Source organism: Alcaligenes sp. 13f (assembly GCF_020496585.1).
GTDB classification, from domain to species: Bacteria; Pseudomonadota; Gammaproteobacteria; order Burkholderiales; family Burkholderiaceae_B; genus Alcaligenes; species Alcaligenes phenolicus.
This window is the reverse complement of the sequence record NZ_JAHKKC010000010.1, coordinates 65731-84442: the sequence shown is the minus strand read 5'-3', so window position 1 is coordinate 84442 and position 18712 is coordinate 65731. Positions and strand designations below refer to the sequence as shown.

The window sequence follows — 18712 nt, the reverse complement described above, 5'->3', positions numbered from 1 at the left end:
CATTTACTTCGGGCACGCTCGTAGCCCAAGGAGTCAACACAGCACCTGCTACAGAGCGGCTTGCACACGGCCGCCATCAAACACTCCCCGGCAGCACAACGACGAACACAACAATATTCGCGGAGACAAAAATGACTGCATTGAAAACCATGGTGGGGGGAATAGACCACCTGAACCGCTGTATCGGATTCATCATCAAATGGCTATTGCTGGCCACCACCATTCTGAGCGCCAGCAACGCCATCACTCGCAAGGCCTTTGACCTGAGCTCCAACGGCATGCTGGAAGCTCAGTGGTACCTGTATGCGGCTGTCTTTCTCTTGGGAGGAGGTTACGCATTTCTGCATAACAGCCATGTTCGTATCGACTTTGTTTCCACCCGCCTGGGGGCGCGGGGACGCAACCTGGTCGACATCGCCGGGATTGTTGTCGTCCTGATCCCGTTCTGTATTTTTGTCATCAACCTGAGCTGGGGATTCTTCACCGCCGCCTGGCATTCGGGTGAAATGTCCGGCAATGCCGGCGGGCTGGTGCGCTGGCCCGCCTACCTGCTGATTCCTGCCGGCTTTAGCCTGCTGTTGCTTCAGGGCTTGGCCGAGCTGGTCAAACGTATCCTGTTCCTGACAGGCAAAGGGCCGGACTGCATTGCTGAAGATAATGCCCAGGACACGCCTATTCAGGTGCCCGCCCAAGCGCTATCGACCGCACAGGAGGGCGCACGATGATTGCCACCTTTATCACGGACTACTTCGTCCCCATCATGTTCCTGAGCCTGATTGTGCTCTTGCTGACCGGCTTTCCTGTGGCCTTCGGACTGGCCGCCACCGGCCTGGTATTTGGCGTACTAGGCATTGCACTGGACCTGTTTCCGACCAATCTGTTCCAGGTTTTGCCGCTACGCATCTTTGGCATCATGCAAAACGAAACCATGCTGGCCATCCCCTTTTTCACCTTGATGGGCATCATTCTGGAACGCTCGGGCATGGCCGAAGACCTGCTTGAAACCATGGGCCAGCTCTTTGGTGCTGTCCGCGGTGGCCTGGCCGTTTCGGTTGTCCTGGTAGGGGCCCTTCTGGCCGCCTCCACCGGCGTCACATCGGCGGTGGTGATCTCCATGGGCCTGATCTCCTTGCCCGTCATGCTGCGCTACGGCTACAAACCGGAAATTGCTACGGGCGTCATCACCGCCTCAGGAGCACTGGTACAGGCATTGCCGCCGTCTCTGGTCCTGATTGTGATGGCCGATCAATTGGGCCGCTCAGTCGGAGACATGTACGCAGCGGCACTGGGCCCTGGTCTCCTGCTGTTGGTGATCTACATTACATTCGTCATTGTTCTGGCCTTGATCCGTCCTTCCTGGATGCCAGCACTGCCAGAACAGGCCAGAAGTCAGGTGACAGCCACTGGTGCAAGCGGACGACGGTCGCTGGGCATGTTGGTCCTGCTGTGCGCCTTCATCGGATTCACCTGGGCAGGCCTGCACAACGAAGTCATGGCCCAGGTCTTTTCCCAGCCGGCTCAGGCCCCCACGGATCAAGTGGCCATCACCGCCCTGGTTGTCGCCTCCCTGAGTGCGCTGCTGTTTGCGACGGTAAATCGCGTGACAGGCTGGGGACTGCTCTCGCAACTGGCCGAACGCTTTGTCTTCGCCCTGATCCCGCCAGTCATCCTGATCTTTCTGGTCCTTGGCACCATCTTCCTGGGAATTGCTACACCAACAGAAGGCGGGGCCATGGGTGCAATTGGCGCGCTGATACTGGCCTTGATACGCAAACGCCTGAACTGGTCCTTGCTCAATCAAGCTCTGGAAAATACCGCCAAGCTGGCTATTTTCGTGATGTTCATCCTGATCGGCTCCACCGTCTTCAGCTTCACATTCAGTGCCGCAGACGGCCACCTGTGGGTAGAGCACCTGTTTGATGCCATTCCCGGCGGCGAACTGGGTTTTGTCATTGCCGTCAGCGCCATCATCTTTGTGCTGGGCATGTTCCTGGACTTTTTTGAAATTGCATTCATTGTGGTGCCCTTACTGGCACCCGTCGCCAACAGCCTGGGCATTGATCTGATCTGGTTCGGTATCGTGATTGCTCTGGTCCTGCAAACCTCCTTTCTGACACCCCCGTTCGGTTTTGCCTTGTTGTATTTGCGCAGCGTGGCACCCCGATCCGACTATGTGGATTCCGTTAGCCAGCAAACTATTCCAAGGGTTCGTACCCAGCAGATCTGGAAGGGCTCAGCCTACTTCGTCGTACTACAATTGCTGGTGGTGGGTATTGTGATTGCCTATCCGCAACTGGTAACGGGAGGCTTGCATAAAACAGTCAGCCTGAGCGATGAAGAAATCCTGCTCCAGCTGAACCGTCCCGCCCCCATGCTCAGCCCAGGAGCAATACAGGCAGACGACCCGCTAAGCAACCCGTTCGAGGTACAAGCGACGTCAGACCAGGACCCCATGGCGGCGCTCTTGCAATCCATGCGGACCACGCCCTGATGTAAACCCAGGGCCGCAGTCAGGCTGCGGCCTTAACTTGTTTTTTGTTTGTAGCGGAGTTCCAGACCTCATGCATGCCAAGCTTTCCGGTAAGTTGCAGGCCCGTCCACACTATGTAGACGAGGTCTACCGCATCCTGCTCGATGCCATCAGCGACGGCTCCCTGGCCCCCGGCTCGCGCATCACTCAGGAAGACATTGCCGAGCAGCTCAACGTGTCCCGCTCGCCCGTGCTGCAAGCCATCCAGCTCCTGAAGAAAGATGGATTGCTGCAAGACGCCGAAGGGCGGGGCGTCATGGTGGCCCCGCTGGATCTGGAACATATCGGGCATCTGTACCAGGTGCGGGGGGCCTTGGAAGCGTTGGCAACCAAGCTGGCGGCACGTCAAAGTGCCGTACTGGACCCGGATCTGATCCGTCTGGGCCGCAAGGTTGCTCGTGGTCATGACGTACGCGCCATGATCGAAGCCGACGAGGCCTTTCACAAAGCAATTTACGAAGCGTCGGGCAACCCCATGATCGCCGAGAGCGCACAGGTTCATTGGGTACACTTGCGGCGTGTCATGGGGGCGGTACTGCAATCAGCAGAACAGCGTCTGTCCATCTGGGACGAGCATGAGGAACTGGCAACAGCCATTGCCTCTGGCGACGAAGCTGGGGCACTCGCCATCTGCGAACGGCATATGCACAATGCCAGTGAAAAATTGCTAAGCCGCTTGCAAGAAATCCTGGAGCAGCCCGCCTGAAACCAACACCCCCCCTTTTCTTACAAGGGGGGTGTTGGTTTACGGTTCTCGGAGTTAACCTCATAACGCAACCAGCCCGCAATCACAGAAGCACCATCTGCTCTATCCTTGGGATGAGCGCGACCTTCGTAAACAGGTATCTCCTGAAAGTCGAAGGGGCTCATTGCCTCGATGCAGGCCACATTGACACCATATTGTTCGGGATTGGAGCGGCGTTGATGGAAGGTATAGACTCCGCAGTGCGAACAGAAGTAATGCCTGGCCTGGCCTTCGTTGAATTGATAAAGCGTCAGCGCATCCTGACCTTGCTCGACCTGAATATCAGCCAGATTCGCCGATACAGCTACCGCCCCACGCATACAACAATAAGAACAATTGCAGCGACGTGCGGATCTCAAGCCGTCACAAAGTCGTACGTTAAAACGGACCGTGCCACAGTGACAGGCAGCTTTGTAAATGAAACAGGCATCGGGATGGGTTTCAATCATAGAAAGGCCTCTCTAAATAGAAGGAGTCTGTAGTTAGCTACTCTATGCCAAATCGCGCTGATTCCAATGACGATAAGCGCTTTGTGTGGCCCGTAATGCGCTTTTTTATCGTCCCTTTACTGAGCAGCTAGTAGCATCTCCGTTGGTCATTCCTACAAGCCAGATGAGCCGACTACGCGCAGAGCTGAATAAAAGTCACACCCTTCTACCGATGGCTAGGCAACCGAAGAGTCTGCAGTGAGAAACTTGAACTGGAATACAGACCCATGTGAGACGACGTGACCCGCTGTTGGGCCTGCAAAGTGGCCGGTCAACAATATCTTCGAGTTATCGGCACAACTCTCAAGCAGATTCAGTCGGGAACGCAGTGCGGCTGCTTCATTAAAATCAGCGGCATTAGACAGATGAGGGCGTGCGCATTGGATCGGATGATGGATGACATCTCCCGACATAATGGCGTGCTGATGGCCGTGGCAGATATGTACAAGCAAGTTTCCAGGAGTATGGCCAGGCGCACTTTCTACATACACATCGGTACCTAACTCGGTCATGACCTGATCACCAGCATCCACGAAAATAGCCCGGCCTGCCTCAACTATCGGTAACACACTATCGACAAAGGAGCCACGATTGATCGGCGCGGTCGGATTATCAAGATTGAGGCGGTGGTAATGATCGAACTCCTGCCGACCCATCAGATAACGAGCACGCGGGAACGTCGGTACCCAACGACCATTGTCAAGCCTGGTATTCCAACCGACGTGGTCTGCATGCAAATGTGTACACAAAACCAAGTCTATATCTTCAGGCCGCAGACCTAAGCGTCCAAGATTCTCCAGATAGCGTGTGTTCAAACGATGCCATGCAGGCATTGAAGGGCGTTCTTTATGGTTACCGTTGCATGTGTCGATCAGAATATTGCGGCTTGGCGTACGAATCAGGAAAGAATGAAAACTCAGCTTGAACTTTCGGCTGATCTTGTCTATGCAGCTAGGATCCAGCCAGTCAATTTCAGCGTCAATATCCTCAGCTTGAATATTGGAAAAGAGCCAGTCCCCCGCCAGATCCATACTAGCGATCTCAATGACCTTTTCAATACGGGCCTTTCCTATGTCGATCGGTATCATAGAAAATAACTCTCTGTCTTGATTGTGGGTAACGAACGACTATCCGTAAAGGCATGAGCCGCTACTCAAGCTTGAGCTTTGCGTTAGCGATGACCTGCCCCCAACGGGTTTTCTCATCTGCAATGAAGCGGGCCAATTGGGTATTGTCGGCCAAAAACGGCACCATTGATTGGGCCTTTAACGAGTCGAGCATCGCCGGATCCGCCAACGCGGTTTGGATGAAATCACTCACCGCTTCGATCGCGGCCGGTGATGTCTCTGGAGGGGCGGATACGGCGAACCAATTGCCAAGATCAACAGAAGGCCCACCTTGCTCTTGAAGGGTAGGCAATTCAGGCCACAATTGGCTACGCTGCTCGGCGGCATAACCCAGCGCCGTGACCGATCCCAAGCGGTGAGCCATAGCCAGTGGCATGGGAGCCAAGAATAGATCCACTTCGCCTTTTAGTAGGGCTTGCATGGCATTGGCGCCTCCTTGATAGGGAACATGCACCATTTCAGGGATCTTCATCTCCTGCTCCAAAAGCAGTACGCCCAGGTGAGCGCTACAACCCATACCCCATGAGGAATAGGTGAGATTCTGGGTTTTGGCCAGTGCCGCCAATTGGGTCAGATCACGAACGGGGAGACCCTCGCGAACCATGAGTACCGTACCAATACGGGCGATGGAGGCCACCGGAATAGCGGCTTCAATCTTTTGCTGACGACTTGGATACAGAAAGGTGTTGAGCACACTCGTATCAAGATTGGTAATTTGATACGTCAACCCATCGGGTTTCGAGGCATAGATGAGATCGGCCGTGATATTACCTGCAGCGCCAGGACGGTTCTCAACCACCCAGGGTTGGCCGGAGATCCCTTGCAAGGCCTTCGCAAGAATACGTCCCACAATGTCCGCACCACCGCCAGGCGTGTAAGGAACCACCAATCTGACTGGCCTTTGAGGGGTCCAGGCAGATTTCGCAAAGGAAGCAGGTAAGTGTGCAATCAGAGGGATTGTCCCAAGCAGTCCGAGCAGTTGGCGGCGCGAGGAGGAATAGTGGTTCAACTTAGAGTGATGACGCATTGTTGTCTCCATATATGGATTGATGCGGTCGTGGTTCGACCGTCAATGTCTGCTTATCGTTGCCAGACGTATTGCAAGCCAGATCTCGCCTGCATGGCTACCGTGAAAATTCGCACGGCAAACACAAGCTCAACAGGACGGAAACTTGCATTTTGCGAAGATTAAGTCGCCCAATTCATTTAAACAATCAATATTTTTATATTTTTATATATTTATTTTTTTAATGTATTTGAGCTCAGTAAGTGTAATGTGCTGTGCCAATCAGATGACCTAGAGATCCGTTCCTATCCATACAGCGAGACCGTCGAAATTGAGTCGCAAATAGTGGCGTACACATCCATGCGATCCCTGCTTATTGGGACGCAGGCCCAGATAGCCTCATTGAAGTTTGATTCATGGAGAACGTTTCAACTCTCAAAACATTAATTTTATTGATGATAAACAATTAAAAAATGTCGATTGTTTTTATATATCTACGGACTTAACCTACTGGCAATAAGCAAGAACAGAGGCATCGCGTAGGCAAAATGAATGAATACGTAGACTACATAATTGTCGGCTCGGGGCCGGCTGGATCTGTTATCGCCAGGCGGCTAAGCGAACAGACCTCTAACAGCATTTGCGTGTTGGAAGCCGGCCAAAACGACAACAATTTTTTCATCCGCGTCCCGGTCGGTTTCGTCAAAACGCTATACAGCGGCAAGTTCACCTGGAACTACCAAACGGAGCCTGCACAGGCAACAAACAATCGCATCATTGCGATGCCGCAAGGACGAGTCGTGGGTGGGTCAAGCTCCGTTAACGGACTGGTGTACTCACGTGGCCAACGCGAAGACTTCGATGACTGGGAAAAACTGGGAAACGCTGGCTGGGGATACGCCGATGTTCTCTCTTATTTCAAACGCTCGGAGCGTCGGGTGGGAGAATGTGACCCTGATTTTCGTGGCTTGACGGGCGAGCTTCCTATTACTAATCCAGATTGGAACTCACCATTGTGTGAGGCCTTTATTCGAGGTTGTGAAGAGTTCGGGATCCCGCGCAATGCCGATTACAACGGCGCGGAGCAGCTCGGCACAGGGTACTTCCAACGCTATATTTACCAGAATAAACGTGTCAATTGTTCGGATGCTTTTTTACGTCCAGCACTTAAAAGTGGGCGGGTGCAGCTTAAAACGAATGCCACTGTATCGGAAGTCTTATTTGAAGGTCGACGCGCCATTGGCGTCAAGTATCTGCGCAATGGCCAAACGCATACGCTCTATGCCAACCGTGAAGTCATCCTCAGCGCAGGAGCGGTAAATTCGCCAAAAATCTTACAACTGTCGGGGGTCGGACCTCACGAACTATTGGCAGGGCATGGTATCGAGGTCAAACATGCCTTAGCCGGCGTGGGCGCCAATTTTCGTGATCACTATACCGTTCGCAGTATCTCGCGAGCGAAGGCAGCATTAACGCTCAACGAACTGTCCAAGGGGTGGCGATTAGGTAGAGAGATCGTCAGATGGTTTGCAGGCAAGCCCAGCATCTTGGGATTGAGCCCCTCCATGGTGCATGTGTTCTGGAAAACACGTTTCAGCCCTCAGCGGGGCGATGTTCAGATCTTGTTTACCCCAGCAAGCTACAAGCCCGGCAGCAACTATGTATTGGACGATATGCCCGGCATGAGTACCGGGGCGCGTCAACAACGGCCAGAAAGCAGCGGCTATGTACACATTCAGTCTAAAGACCCACTGCAGGCACCGTTGATCCAACCCAATTTCCTCGAACATGAATTGGATCAGCGAACCCTTGTCGAAGCGCTCAAGATTGCACGACAGTTGATGACGACAACGGCGATGGCCCCCTATTTGGTCAGCGAATTGCAGCCGGGGAAAGACGTGCATCGAGATGACGAATGGCTCGACTACGCACGTCAAAAAGGCACGACCGGCTATCACATGGTAGGCACATGCAAAATGGGACGCCAGGACGATCCCATGGCTGTTGTGGATGCCCAATTACGCGTCCATGGTATGGAAAATCTGCGCATTGCGGATGCGTCGATCATGCCGCAAGTCCCTTCTGCTAACACCTTGGCGGCCAGTTTGATGGTAGGCGAAAAAGCCGCTGACATGATTTTAGCGAAGTAAAGCACACTATTCTTGGAGGTACCACGATGTCCACAGATTTTCCCGAAGCACTTGTTAACGTTTCTTCATTGAGTTTAATCGCCGGTGTCCGTGTGAACAGCGGCGCGAGTTTTACGGTCTACAACCGCTATACCGGTGAAGCCATCGCGCAGATCGATCAAACCTCGCAAGAGCATATCCGGCAAGCCGTGATCGCAGCACGGCTTAACTTAAAGAAAGTACCTGATGGCTATGAGCGTTCGCGCATTTTGCGTAAAGCGTTAGAGCTGATCACGGCGAGAAAGCAGCAATTTATCGACGTGATGACCCTGGAGGCCGGCTTCACAGTGGGTGAAGCATCCAATGAGATCGCTCGTGGATTGGATACGCTGGAAATCTCGGCGGAAGAGGCCAAGCGGATTTGCGGTGAAATGATCCCTATGGATAGCAATCCAGGGCAAAAGGACCGTCTCGCCTTTACGCTGCGTACCCCTGTCGGAATCGTGTGTGCCATTACGCCATTTAACGCGCCTTTCAACGCGTTGTTGCATAAAGTCGCACCCGCGATCGCTGCTGGCAACGCTGTCATTATCAAGCCGTCAGGGTACACCCCATTGACGGCAAGCCTAATTTGCGACGTCTTGCTGGAAGCCGGTTGGCCTGCGGAGTTGTTATCGCTGGTACACGGAGAAGGCGCACAGGCTGGTGAGTGGCTATTAGACGAGCAAGATATCAACTTCTATACCTTTACGGGCAGCACACGTGTGGGCCGCCTCATCCAACAAAAGGCAGGCCGACGCCGTACGCAGTTAGAGTTGGGAAGTATTGCTTGCACAGTCATCTGCGAGGATGCGGATCTCGAGTTTGCATTGCCCCGCATTCTGCGTGCAACGTTCCGAAAGGCGGGCCAAGTATGCACATCCATTCAGCGCCTATACGTGGCGCAATCACGTGTCGCTGAGGTAACGGCACGTTTAGAGAACGCGGTTCGTGCTCTCAAAAGTGGGGATCCACGATTGGGCGACACCGATGTCGGCCCGATGATCACCGAAAAAGAAGCGATACGCGCTGAATCGTGGATCAAGGAGGCAGTCAGTATGGGAGCGCAGCTCGTTGCAGGTGGGCAGCGCGACAAGTCTGTGTTGGCACCTACGATTCTGTCTAACGTGCATTCAGGCATGAGCGTGTTTGACCAGGAAATTTTTGCGCCAGTCGTCACACTCTTGCCTTTTGAGACAGTCGAAGAAGTAATCGAGGGAATCAATTCCACCCCTTATGGCCTTGCGGCAGGCGTGTTTACGAACGATGTCAATACGGCCTTTTATCTGGCGCGTCATTTGCAAGTGGGCGGTCTGCACATTAATGAAACGTCCAGCTCTCGTAACGATGGTATGCCCTATGGCGGTGTCAAGGATAGTGGCTACGGTTTCGAGGGGCCGAAGTATGCCGTGCGAGACATGACTGACGAGAAAGTAGTGACATTCTCGCTGCGCCATCCTAAGTAACTCGTTGGCGTTGAGAAAAAATTTCTAACAAAGAGGAGATAAAACCATGCAACCAAAACCTATTATCAAACGACGTTGCAAGCTGACCAGCCGTGTGTGTACGGCCATATTCGGCATAATCTTAGGAGGCAGCGTACAAGCGGGTACCTATCCAGAGCGACCGATCAGTTTGATCGTTCCGTATACCGCAGGCGGGCCGACCGATGTGTTGGCGCGTGCGATCGGCGAAGGCTTGGCTAAGGAGCTCAAACAAGCAGTGGTGGTGGAAAACGCTCCCGGCGCAGGTGGCATTATTGGCCAGTCTAAACTCGTCAGAGCCGCACCCGATGGTTATACATTATTGTTGGGTAACGTTGGCACCTTGGCGGCAAATGCATCCGTGCACAAGGATTTGCCATACAACAACCTAGAGGATTTCACTCCGATTGCTTCGGTTGGTGATGCCCCACAGATTTTGTCGGCACGTATTGATTTCCCTGCCCAGGATTTGGATAGCTTTGCAGCCTACGCGAAAGCCAATGCCGCATCCATGAATTTCGGGGATGCCGGCGTCGGGTCGGGAGCCTTTTTAGGGGCAGTCTTACTGAACGCAACATTGGGTATTAATGTGGGGGCTGTCCATTATCGCGGTGCAGCGCAAGCGACGGCAGATGTGATGGCCGGCCACATTGACTACACGGTGGAAAGCAGCAGTACTGCAGTGTCGTCGATTGCCTCTGGCAAGATAAAAGGGCTGGCCGTGCTCAGTCCAGAGCGGGTGTCGGTTTTGCCTGACGTGCCTTCGGCTGGCGAGTCTAGCTATAAGAATCTGAACTACACCATCTGGAATATGGTGGTGGTCAAAAAAGGCGTACCAGAAGAGATCACCCAAAAACTGAACGTCGCTCTTAACAAGGTACTGGCTCAACCCGACTTGATGGCAAGATATCAAAAAATGGGATTGGCCGTGCCCAGCGAAAGTCATCGCTCCCTGGCGGGCTCACGTAAACTACTGACCGATGACATCGCTCGCTGGCGTCAATTGTTAAGCGACGCAGGTATCAAGCCAGAATAAACAATGGTCGGTCTTGATATCCGATGCACACGCCTATGGGCAGGGTGGCCGTCAAGACCGACTTAACGAAAAGTGGAAACTGCCTTGGCAATATCCACCAATTTGCGAATAACCGTCTGGCTTTGATCCATGCCCCAAGCCGCATTAAACGGAATAGGCGCAAAAGCGGGGGCCTCTTTTAGTACTACTAATTCGCCGCGCTCCAGCTCAGACTCAATAAGAGGGGCAGTCATCAGACCGACGCCCGTCCCTCTACAGATCAATTCCTTCAAGGTCAGTATGTTGCTGCAAATATCGACCTTCACTTTCAAATTATAGTCTTTGATGAGCTTCATCAAGATCGGATGCAATGGCGACTCTTTTGAAAGCGACCATACAGGCTGACTTTGTAGAATCTGCAACCAATTTTTGTCGGACTGTTTACCATTTCGCCCCACAAGTTCAGGAGCCCCTACCAGCAGCACATCAGCAACACCAATCGGCTCGACATGAAACCGATGATCCATGTGTAGGGAATGAGTAGCCAGAAAGACCAGATCCAACTGCCCGTTCTCTAGTTTGCTGACGCTCAAAGAGGTCTGTCCGACCTCTACTTCAAAGCTAAGCTGTGGCATCGTGGCTCTGGCCGTCTTAATGAACGTTGAAAACCACGTTTGCCCTATCAAGCCGGCAATACCCACACAGATCAATCCGGATGCATGCGATGCATCATCCAGCGAATAAATCACGTCATCAATGGCAGCCAACAAGGGTTTAATCTGCTGAACAAGCTCACGCCCTTGTGTTGTGAGATCCATCCTACGTCCGCGCTTATGAAACACAGGAAAACCGATGCGGTCTTCAAACTCGCGCATACGCGCCGAGACCGTAGGTTGAGTGGTGTGCATATAATCGGCTGCCGCCTGAAAACTGCCCTGCTGGGCAATACGGCACAACGTCTGAAGATGCAAGATAGTGATCTTAGTCATCAATTTCTTATGAAAATTAGCTTGTCAAAAGCTAGAGCAATGGCCCGTGACGCCTCAAACCCATAGTCTACCAGGGTGAATAGCTCCAAGCTTTGAGAGAATGGAGCCGCTATGGGCAAACAAGGCGAGGCGTTATGGGAGTGTCATTAATTTCATGTTCAAGGCGGGTTGAACATCAAGCAGAAGGCCGGACGAATCGTTCTTCATAAAGGATAGCGAATTGGCTCATGGCTGTCTTCCAATCATGGCCGGAGCAGCTCCATTTTGCAGTGATGTGGCGTAACGCCAGACCGAAACGCAGTCATGCGGTCCCAGGCGTGACGCCGGGCAGCGGCCACTGTGGGGAATTTCTGTCCCCAAGGGCTTTCTTGGGCAAACGCTTCCAGTTCGACCCAGGCCGCCTCTGCACTGGGCGCTGTGTAGATCGGGCGGATGGCAACGGCCAGAGGCTTGCGATCCTTCCAACCAGCGTAATCCAAGCTGTTGCGGATCGACGATGCAGGTTTATAGCGTCGTGGCCGGGAAGACCGCTGCCAACGCCTCGGGCCTGCCCTTGAGGCCATCAGTGACGGCGATCAGGATATCGCGAGTTCCGTCGGGCATGACACCCAGACCAAGTAGACCGCCTTGTTGTAAACGCGGTATGAGCAACTAGGCTATGAACACAACACCAGCATCATGCGCAAGGCGCTTAAATAAGGCGGGACACCGCGCCACCAGACCCTTTGATGATTGATGCAGGTACAAAAAAGCGCTCAAACACATTCTGTTTGAGCGCTTTTTTTGACTGGTTTTCCAACATCAGGACATCAAAGCCTTGGCCTTGATACACCTTTGACTTATCAAAGCCAGAACCAAGGGCCAGGAGCTTAGCCCTCTTCTACAAACTGCTGCACCTCGGCCGGCGTTAAGTAGCGCGACTCGCCTGGCTCCAGGCTGTCGTCCAGGGACAGGGAGCCTATACGCTCGCGATGCAAGGTCTGAACCAGATTCCCCAGGGAAGCAAACATACGCTTCACCTGATGGTATTTCCCTTCCTGGATGGTTAGCCTTGCGGTACGTTCATCAATGCGTTCCAGCACGGCTGGCAGCGTTGGCTTGTCCTCGCCATTCAACAAGATACCGGCCTTGAACAATTCTTCTGCATTATCAGGCAAAGGCTCTGCCAAGGTCGCCACGTAGACCTTATCGCATTGATGGCGGGGCGAAATAATACGATGCGTCCACTGGCCATCATCCGTAATCAAAATCAGCCCGGTGGTATCCACATCCAATCGACCAACGGTGTGCAAGCGCTCACGCTTATCCACATCGATCAGCATCATCACGGACGGGTAGGCGCTATTTTTAAGGCTGCACTCATAACCAGCGGGCTTATTGAGCATGATGTAACGCAGGCCAATCAGGGCAAGCGGTTCATCATCCCAGCACACTACATCACCCTCTTGTACAACGTGAGTGCCTTTGGTCACTACCTCGCCATTGACGGTGATTTCTCCGCTTTTAAGCACTTTACGCGCGTCTGAGCGACTCAGATCCGTGCTCTCACCAAGAAACTTGTCCAGTCGCATTCCATTTCCAAACAAAGAATTATTGAATAATTTACAGCGTCTTTACGATCGATCAAGAGGCCTTGCAAGGCCGACGCCAGGTACCACCATCAGATCCCACGACCCTTCTTTTAGTTCGTTCTGAAGCAGGGTGTATCACTGCAAGTAGACCACATCAGCTTGATTCCGCACCTTTCCATTCCTGGCGCGTGACGCCATTGCCACCAACCCACCAGGCAATTGATCAGTCCGTGTCTACTGACAAAAATTAATTGAGCCTGCCCAAAGACGCTGAATCTTCAAGACTCAGAGCTCATCAGTCATCACCAAAAAAATGAGCCCCAGCAAGAACGCCGGAGCCCATTTTTCTTATCCGCATCACTGCGAGGTTTTTCACAAATTTCTGAGATCGGTTTTCATCAAACCGAACAGCTTTCAGAAACTGTGAACACCGACAGCCTTAAATATCCAGGTTCCCCGCCTGCAAGGCATGGGACTCGATAAAGGCACGACGTGGCTCAACGTGATCACCCATCAGCGTGGTGAAGATCTGATCCGCATCGATAGCATCAGCAATCTGCACACGCAGCAAACGACGTACAGTGGGGTCCATGGTGGTTTCCCACAGCTGGCTGGGGTTCATCTCACCCAGACCTTTGTAGCGCTGCTTGCTAAGCCCGCGTTCGGCTTCGGTCAACAGCCATTGCATGACTTCACGGAAGTCATCCACGGCGGTTTCACGACGCTTCTCGCCTTCACCACGAGCCACCATGGCGCCATCACCGATCAGACCGGCAAAGGTCTCGCCAGCGCGGGCCAGAGTTTGGTGATCGCCACCACGCACGAAGTTGCGGTCAAACACCGTGACACGGATGTTGCCATGGTGCAGACGCTGCACCACCACACGCCAGGATTCGCTCCCTTCATCAAAGGCGGCAAAGACTTTGACGACGGTGGGGGCAGCTTCGTCGAACAGGGCCTTCTCCAAATCCTGAGCAGTTTGTTCGGCAGCTTCCTGCGAGTCCAAGTTCAACTTCACGCCTTCAGCCAATGCTGACAGGGCATCACCGTCCATATGACGTGACAGGCGCTCAATCACGGCCTTGGCCTTCACGTAGCGATGAGCATAGTCGGACAAGGCTTCGCCTGTGATGGGAGCTGCACCTTCAGCTGGCGTCAGCACTGCATCGCGCAGGGCCAGCTTCAACATGAATTCCGCTTCCTCGGCCTCGTCCTTCAGGTACATCTCTTCACGCCCAACCTTAACCTTGAACAAGGGCGGCTGCGCGATGTACACATAGCCACGCTCGATCAGCTCGGGCATCTGACGATACAGCAGTGTCAGCAGCAGGGTACGAATGTGAGCACCGTCCACGTCCGCGTCAGTCATGATGATGATGCGGTGGTAACGCAGCTTGTCGATGTCAAAGTCCGGGCCAATGCTGGTACCCAGGGCGGTGATCAGGGTAGTGATCTGCTCGCTGGAAATAAGACGATCGAAACGGGCTTTTTCTACGTTCAGCACCTTGCCGCGCAACGGCAGAATGGCCTGGAATTTACGGTCCCGGCCTTGCTTGGCCGAGCCGCCTGCGGAGTCACCCTCCACAATGTACAGTTCGCACAGAGCTGGGTCTTTTTCCTGGCAGTCGGCCAGCTTGCCGGGCAGGCCAGCGCCTTCCAGCACGCTCTTGCGACGGGTCATTTCGCGGGCTTTACGGGCCGCTTCACGGGCACGGGCTGCTTCCACGATCTTGCCGCACAAGGCCTTGGCGTCGTTCGGATTTTCCAACAGCCAAGTTTCCAGGGTGCGGGCCACGGCTTCTTCCACGGCGGGACGCACTTCGCTGGACACCAGCTTGTCTTTGGTCTGGCTGCTGAACTTGGGCTCGGGCACCTTCACCGACAGCACGCAGACCAGGCCTTCGCGCATGTCGTCACCGGAGGTGTCGACCTTGGCTTTCTTGGCCAGTTCGTTGTCGGCAATGTACTTGTTCAGCACGCGGGTCATGGCCGCACGCAGACCGGTCAGGTGGGAACCACCGTCGCGCTGGGGAATATTGTTAGTGAAACACAGCACGGTTTCGGCGTAGCTGTCGTTCCACTGCATGGCCACTTCAACCGATACTGGCGTACCGCCGGCATTGGACTCGGTTGCCACGCTGAACACGTTAGGGTGCAGCGGGGTCTTGTTGCGGTTGATGAAATCCACAAAGCCTTTGACACCGCCCAGGAAGGCAAAGTCTTCTTCCTTGCCCTGAATCTCGTCAACCAGGCGAATCTTCACGCCATTGTTCAGGAAGGACAGCTCGCGCAGGCGCTTGGCCAGGATCTCGTGGTGGTATTCGATATTGCTGAAAATTTCCACGTCGGCCAGGTAACGCACGCAGGTACCCGTGCGGCCTTCTGCAGGACCGGTCACCGCCAGGGGCGCAGTGCGCTCGCCACGGCGGAACTCGACCTGGTGTTCGTTGCCATTGCGCCAGATGGTCAGCAACAGCCATTCGGACAGGGCGTTCACACAAGACACACCCACACCGTGCAAACCGCCAGATACCTTGTAGGAGTTCTGGTCGAATTTACCGCCGGCGTGCAGTTCGGTCATGACGATTTCAGCGGCGCTACGCTGGTGTTCGTCGTCCTTGTGGATATCGGTTGGAATACCGCGGCCGTTATCGCACACCGAAATGCTGTTGTCGGAGTGGATGGTGACGACGATATCGTCGCAATGACCGGCCAAGGCCTCATCAATCGCGTTATCCACCACCTCGAAAACCATGTGGTGCAGGCCGGTGCCATCGGAGGTGTCCCCGATGTACATGCCTGGACGCTTGCGCACGGCCTCCAGGCCTTTGAGCATTTTGATGGAATCAGCGCCGTAATCGGCTGGCTGGGTGGTCGTGGTTTGATCGGTCATAGCATAAAACCTTGTAATAGCCTGTCTGCTTCAAGCGGGTATGGCCCGGCGGGCCATACCGGTCAAACATGCTGCATTAAATGCGCATCGGCATGACCACGTACTTGAAGTCTTCTTGCTCGGGCAGCGTCATCAACACGGAGGCGTTGGCATCGGGCTGCACAGACCAGCGGACGGTTTCGTCCTTGATGCTGGCCAACACATCGAGCAGGTAGCTGACGTTAAAGCCAACGTCCAGACTTTCGTGTTCATAATCAATATCCAGCTCTTCGACGGCTTCTTCCTGTTCAGCGTTGGAAGCAGAAATCTTCAGCTGGTTTTGCGACAGTTGCAGTCGCACGCCACGCAGTTTGTCGGTGGTCAGAATGGCAGCACGTTGCAAACTGCCTTGCAGCACTTCACGGCTGACATCGAAGTGGCGGGTGTAGTTGGAAGGAATCACACGAGCAAAGTCGGGGAATTTGCCTTCAACCAGTTTGGAGACCAGCTCCACATCGCCAAAGCGGAAACGAATCTGACGGCTGGACACATCAATGTTGACCAGATCGTCGGTATCGCCCAGCAAACGCTGCATTTCCAGCACCGTCTTGCGCGGCACGATGATGTCGTGACGTTCCTGCACGCCGTCAATTGCGGTGGCATTATGAGCCAGACGGTGACCGTCCGTGGTAACCGTACGTACCAGGCCGGGTTCAAACACCAGCAACATACCGTTCAGGTAGTAGCGAATGTCTTGCTGCGCCATGGCAAAGTGCACCGTATTGAACAGGTGCTTCAAAGTGCGCTGGGGCATGCTCAAGGACACGTCCCACTGCTCTGGCAGGTTCAGCACTGGAAAATCAGCGGCTTCCAGAGTCTGCAACTGAAAGCGGCTCTTGCCGGACTGGATGGTCAGCTTGCCGCTGTCCAGGCCCAGGCGCACATCGCCAAAGTCGGGCAGGGCTTTCAGAATGTCCAGCAGCTTGCGGGCCGCCACCGTGGTGGCTGCATTGTCCTCACCCACGCCAAAGTCGGCATTGGTGGTGATCTGCACTTCCAGGTCGGTTGCCAGGAAAGAGACATCAGAGCCGTTTTTACGCAGCAGGATGTTGGCCAGAATCGGCAAAGTATGGCGGCGCTCCACAATGCCAACTACTGTGGATAAGGGCTTTAGCAATGCGTCGCGGGTAGCTTGAACGAGTTGCATGGTCATCCTTTGAGAGTTTGTTCCAGTACGTGTAATGCGTGATTCAGTTCGGCTTGCTTGGTGCGTGCATCCGAGATTTTGCGCACCGCGTGCAGCACCGTAGTGTGGTCCCTACCACCGAAAAGATCGCCAATTTCCGGCAAACTCTTTTGGGTCAGTTCCTTGGCCAGATACATGGCCACCTGGCGCGGCATGGCGATATTGGCGGGGCGGCGCTTGGAGTACATATCCGCGACCTTGATTTTATAAAAATCGGCCACGGTTTTCTGAATATTTTCCACTGTGATCTGCCCATTGGAGACCGACAGCAAATCCTTCAGTGCATCCTTGCACACTTCCACCGTCAAGACATCGCGGCCATGGAAACGCGCGTAGGCCGAAACCTTGCGCAACGCCCCTTCCAGCTCGCGCACGTTGCTGCGCAGATGCTTGGCAATGAAGAAGGCCACTTCTTCGGGCATGGCAATGCCTTCGGCCTGAGCCTTGCGCAACAAGATCGCCACGCGCATTTCGAGCTCGGGCGGCTCGATGGCCACGGTCAGGCCGGAGTCAAAGCGCGAGATCAGGCGGCTATCAATATTGGCCAGCTCTTTGGGATAGGTATCCGAGGTGATGATGATCTGCTTGCGCTGAGCCACCATCGCTTCAAAGGCGTAGAAAAACTCTTCCTGCGTACGGTTCTTGCCGGCGAAAAACTGAATATCGTCAATCAGCAGCAAGTCCAGCGAATGGTAGTAGCGCTTGAACTCGTCAAACGCCTTGCGCTGATACGCCTTGACCACGTCCGACACGTATTGGTCGGCATGGACGTAACGTACCCGCACACCATTGCCATTGGCGACCAGCGCATTGCCGATCGCGTGAATCAGGTGGGTCTTGCCCAAACCCACACCGCCATACAGAAAGAGTGGGTTATAGGAGACACCGGGGTTCTCGGCCACCTGCAAGGCCGCTGCGCGTGCCAGCTGGTTGGCTTTACCCGTCACGAAGTTGTCGAAAGTCAGTTCGGCGTTCAGGCGCGAACGATCCTGTACCGCATCCACCACCGCCGTCATGGCCGGGTTGGCAACAGGAGGGGCCAGGTTTTCACCGGCGGGGCTGCCTGCAGGCGCAGGAGCGGCACGATCGGCCAGGGCGCGACGAGGCGCCGCGCTGGCCGAAGGCAGCTCGAACTGAACCGTCACGGGACATTCGTAGAAATCCGAAGCCAGTTCCTCGATACGAGTGGCGAAATTCTTGCGGACCCAATCCAGTTTGAAACGATTAGGAGCAGAAACGCGCAACACCCCGGCTTCGCTATCGAAGTCCAGGGGAACCAGTGGACGTATCCACGCACTTATTTGTTGGGGGGGAAGCTCCTGCTCCAATTTCTGAACGCAGGACTGCCAGAATTCATTCATCGGTCATCACTTCTGTAAACCTCGATTCTACCCTGAGCTGTGCCAAGTTATCCACAGGCTAACAAATTTAGTTGCGCAATATCGGGCTAAATAATTGACACAACAGAAAG

Annotated in this window: 14 protein-coding genes and 1 pseudogene; 6 read left to right on the top strand and 9 right to left on the bottom strand. The window is 54.1% G+C overall.

Annotated features, from left to right (window positions below):
* Positions 1–131 precede the first annotated feature (131 nt).
* From KOE80_RS10435 to KOE80_RS10425, 3 genes are all read left to right on the top strand, one after another.
* Positions 132–725, top strand: a complete 594-nt coding sequence (locus KOE80_RS10435; protein ID WP_045930479.1) for a TRAP transporter small permease subunit — start codon at positions 132–134, stop codon at positions 723–725.
* Positions 722–2491, top strand: coding sequence for a TRAP transporter large permease (locus KOE80_RS10430; RefSeq protein WP_083055139.1), 1770 nt, complete (start codon positions 722–724; stop codon positions 2489–2491). Before KOE80_RS10435 ends, KOE80_RS10430 begins: the two co-directional genes overlap by 4 nt.
* Positions 2492–2561: 70 nt before the next feature.
* Positions 2562–3236: a GntR family transcriptional regulator gene (locus tag KOE80_RS10425; protein ID WP_226349087.1), complete on the top strand. Its 675-nt coding sequence runs from the start codon at positions 2562–2564 to the stop codon at positions 3234–3236.
* A gap of 20 nt (positions 3237–3256) precedes the next feature.
* On the opposite strand, the gene KOE80_RS10420 is transcribed toward KOE80_RS10425, so the two are convergent.
* The 3 genes from KOE80_RS10420 to KOE80_RS10410 all read right to left on the bottom strand — a co-directional run bounded on the left by KOE80_RS10420 (position 3257) and on the right by KOE80_RS10410 (position 5917).
* Complete coding sequence (locus KOE80_RS10420; protein WP_226349086.1) at positions 3257–3724, bottom strand: GFA family protein; 468 nt, start codon at positions 3722–3724, stop codon at positions 3257–3259.
* A gap of 215 nt (positions 3725–3939) precedes the next feature.
* Positions 3940–4851, bottom strand: a complete 912-nt coding sequence (locus tag KOE80_RS10415; protein ID WP_226349085.1) for an MBL fold metallo-hydrolase — start codon at positions 4849–4851, stop codon at positions 3940–3942.
* A gap of 61 nt (positions 4852–4912) precedes the next feature.
* Positions 4913–5917 carry a Bug family tripartite tricarboxylate transporter substrate binding protein gene (locus tag KOE80_RS10410; protein WP_226349084.1) on the bottom strand — a complete coding sequence of 335 codons (1005 nt, stop codon included), beginning with the start codon at positions 5915–5917 and terminating at the stop codon, positions 4913–4915.
* A 527-nt stretch (positions 5918–6444) separates the two neighbouring features.
* On the opposite strand from KOE80_RS10410, the gene KOE80_RS10405 reads away from it, so the two are divergent.
* The 3 genes from KOE80_RS10405 to KOE80_RS10395 are packed head-to-tail and all read left to right on the top strand — an operon-like array spanning position 6445 to position 10584.
* Positions 6445–8046, top strand: a complete 1602-nt coding sequence (locus tag KOE80_RS10405) for a GMC family oxidoreductase (protein WP_226349083.1) — start codon at positions 6445–6447, stop codon at positions 8044–8046.
* A 26-nt stretch (positions 8047–8072) separates the two neighbouring features.
* Positions 8073–9530, top strand: coding sequence for an aldehyde dehydrogenase family protein (locus tag KOE80_RS10400; protein WP_226349082.1), 1458 nt, complete (start codon positions 8073–8075; stop codon positions 9528–9530).
* A gap of 46 nt (positions 9531–9576) precedes the next feature.
* A complete protein-coding gene (locus KOE80_RS10395) occupies positions 9577–10584 on the top strand; it encodes a Bug family tripartite tricarboxylate transporter substrate binding protein (protein WP_226349081.1) in 1008 nt (335 codons plus the stop codon).
* Positions 10585–10646: 62 nt separating this feature from the next.
* On the opposite strand, the gene KOE80_RS10390 is transcribed toward KOE80_RS10395, so the two are convergent.
* From KOE80_RS10390 to dnaA, 6 genes and pseudogenes are all read right to left on the bottom strand, one after another.
* Positions 10647–11552, bottom strand: a complete 906-nt coding sequence (locus KOE80_RS10390; protein ID WP_226349080.1) for a LysR family transcriptional regulator — start codon at positions 11550–11552, stop codon at positions 10647–10649.
* 175 nt (positions 11553–11727) lie between these two features.
* Positions 11728–12190: pseudogene (locus KOE80_RS10385) on the bottom strand (transposase); the annotation flags it as partial.
* Between the two features lie 231 nt (positions 12191–12421).
* Positions 12422–13123 (bottom strand): pseudouridine synthase, encoded by a 702-nt coding sequence (locus KOE80_RS10380; protein ID WP_060186789.1) that lies wholly within the window; start codon positions 13121–13123, stop codon positions 12422–12424.
* A 439-nt stretch (positions 13124–13562) separates the two neighbouring features.
* Positions 13563–16016: a DNA topoisomerase (ATP-hydrolyzing) subunit B gene (gene gyrB / locus KOE80_RS10375; protein WP_060186790.1), complete on the bottom strand. Its 2454-nt coding sequence runs from the start codon at positions 16014–16016 to the stop codon at positions 13563–13565.
* Positions 16017–16092: 76 nt separating this feature from the next.
* Positions 16093–17202: a DNA polymerase III subunit beta gene (dnaN, locus tag KOE80_RS10370; RefSeq protein ID WP_009461439.1), complete on the bottom strand. Its 1110-nt coding sequence runs from the start codon at positions 17200–17202 to the stop codon at positions 16093–16095.
* A 2-nt stretch (positions 17203–17204) separates the two neighbouring features.
* Positions 17205–18602, bottom strand: coding sequence for a chromosomal replication initiator protein DnaA (gene dnaA, locus KOE80_RS10365; RefSeq protein WP_009461437.1), 1398 nt, complete (start codon positions 18600–18602; stop codon positions 17205–17207).
* Between the last annotated feature and the right edge of the window lie 110 nt (positions 18603–18712).

Coding starts and splice junctions, on each gene's coding strand:
- KOE80_RS10435 (WP_045930479.1), top strand. CDS start 132: ATGACTGCATTGAAAACCATGGTGGGGGGAATAGACCACCTGAACCGC.
- KOE80_RS10430 (WP_083055139.1), top strand. CDS start 722: ATGATTGCCACCTTTATCACGGACTACTTCGTCCCCATCATGTTCCTG.
- KOE80_RS10425 (WP_226349087.1), top strand. CDS start 2,562: ATGCATGCCAAGCTTTCCGGTAAGTTGCAGGCCCGTCCACACTATGTA.
- KOE80_RS10420 (WP_226349086.1), bottom strand. CDS start 3,724: ATGATTGAAACCCATCCCGATGCCTGTTTCATTTACAAAGCTGCCTGT.
- KOE80_RS10415 (WP_226349085.1), bottom strand. CDS start 4,851: ATGATACCGATCGACATAGGAAAGGCCCGTATTGAAAAGGTCATTGAG.
- KOE80_RS10410 (WP_226349084.1), bottom strand. CDS start 5,917: ATGCGTCATCACTCTAAGTTGAACCACTATTCCTCCTCGCGCCGCCAA.
- KOE80_RS10405 (WP_226349083.1), top strand. CDS start 6,445: ATGAATGAATACGTAGACTACATAATTGTCGGCTCGGGGCCGGCTGGA.
- KOE80_RS10400 (WP_226349082.1), top strand. CDS start 8,073: ATGTCCACAGATTTTCCCGAAGCACTTGTTAACGTTTCTTCATTGAGT.
- KOE80_RS10395 (WP_226349081.1), top strand. CDS start 9,577: ATGCAACCAAAACCTATTATCAAACGACGTTGCAAGCTGACCAGCCGT.
- KOE80_RS10390 (WP_226349080.1), bottom strand. CDS start 11,552: ATGACTAAGATCACTATCTTGCATCTTCAGACGTTGTGCCGTATTGCC.
- KOE80_RS10380 (WP_060186789.1), bottom strand. CDS start 13,123: ATGCGACTGGACAAGTTTCTTGGTGAGAGCACGGATCTGAGTCGCTCA.
- gyrB (WP_060186790.1), bottom strand. CDS start 16,016: ATGACCGATCAAACCACGACCACCCAGCCAGCCGATTACGGCGCTGAT.
- dnaN (WP_009461439.1), bottom strand. CDS start 17,202: ATGCAACTCGTTCAAGCTACCCGCGACGCATTGCTAAAGCCCTTATCC.
- dnaA (WP_009461437.1), bottom strand. CDS start 18,602: ATGAATGAATTCTGGCAGTCCTGCGTTCAGAAATTGGAGCAGGAGCTT.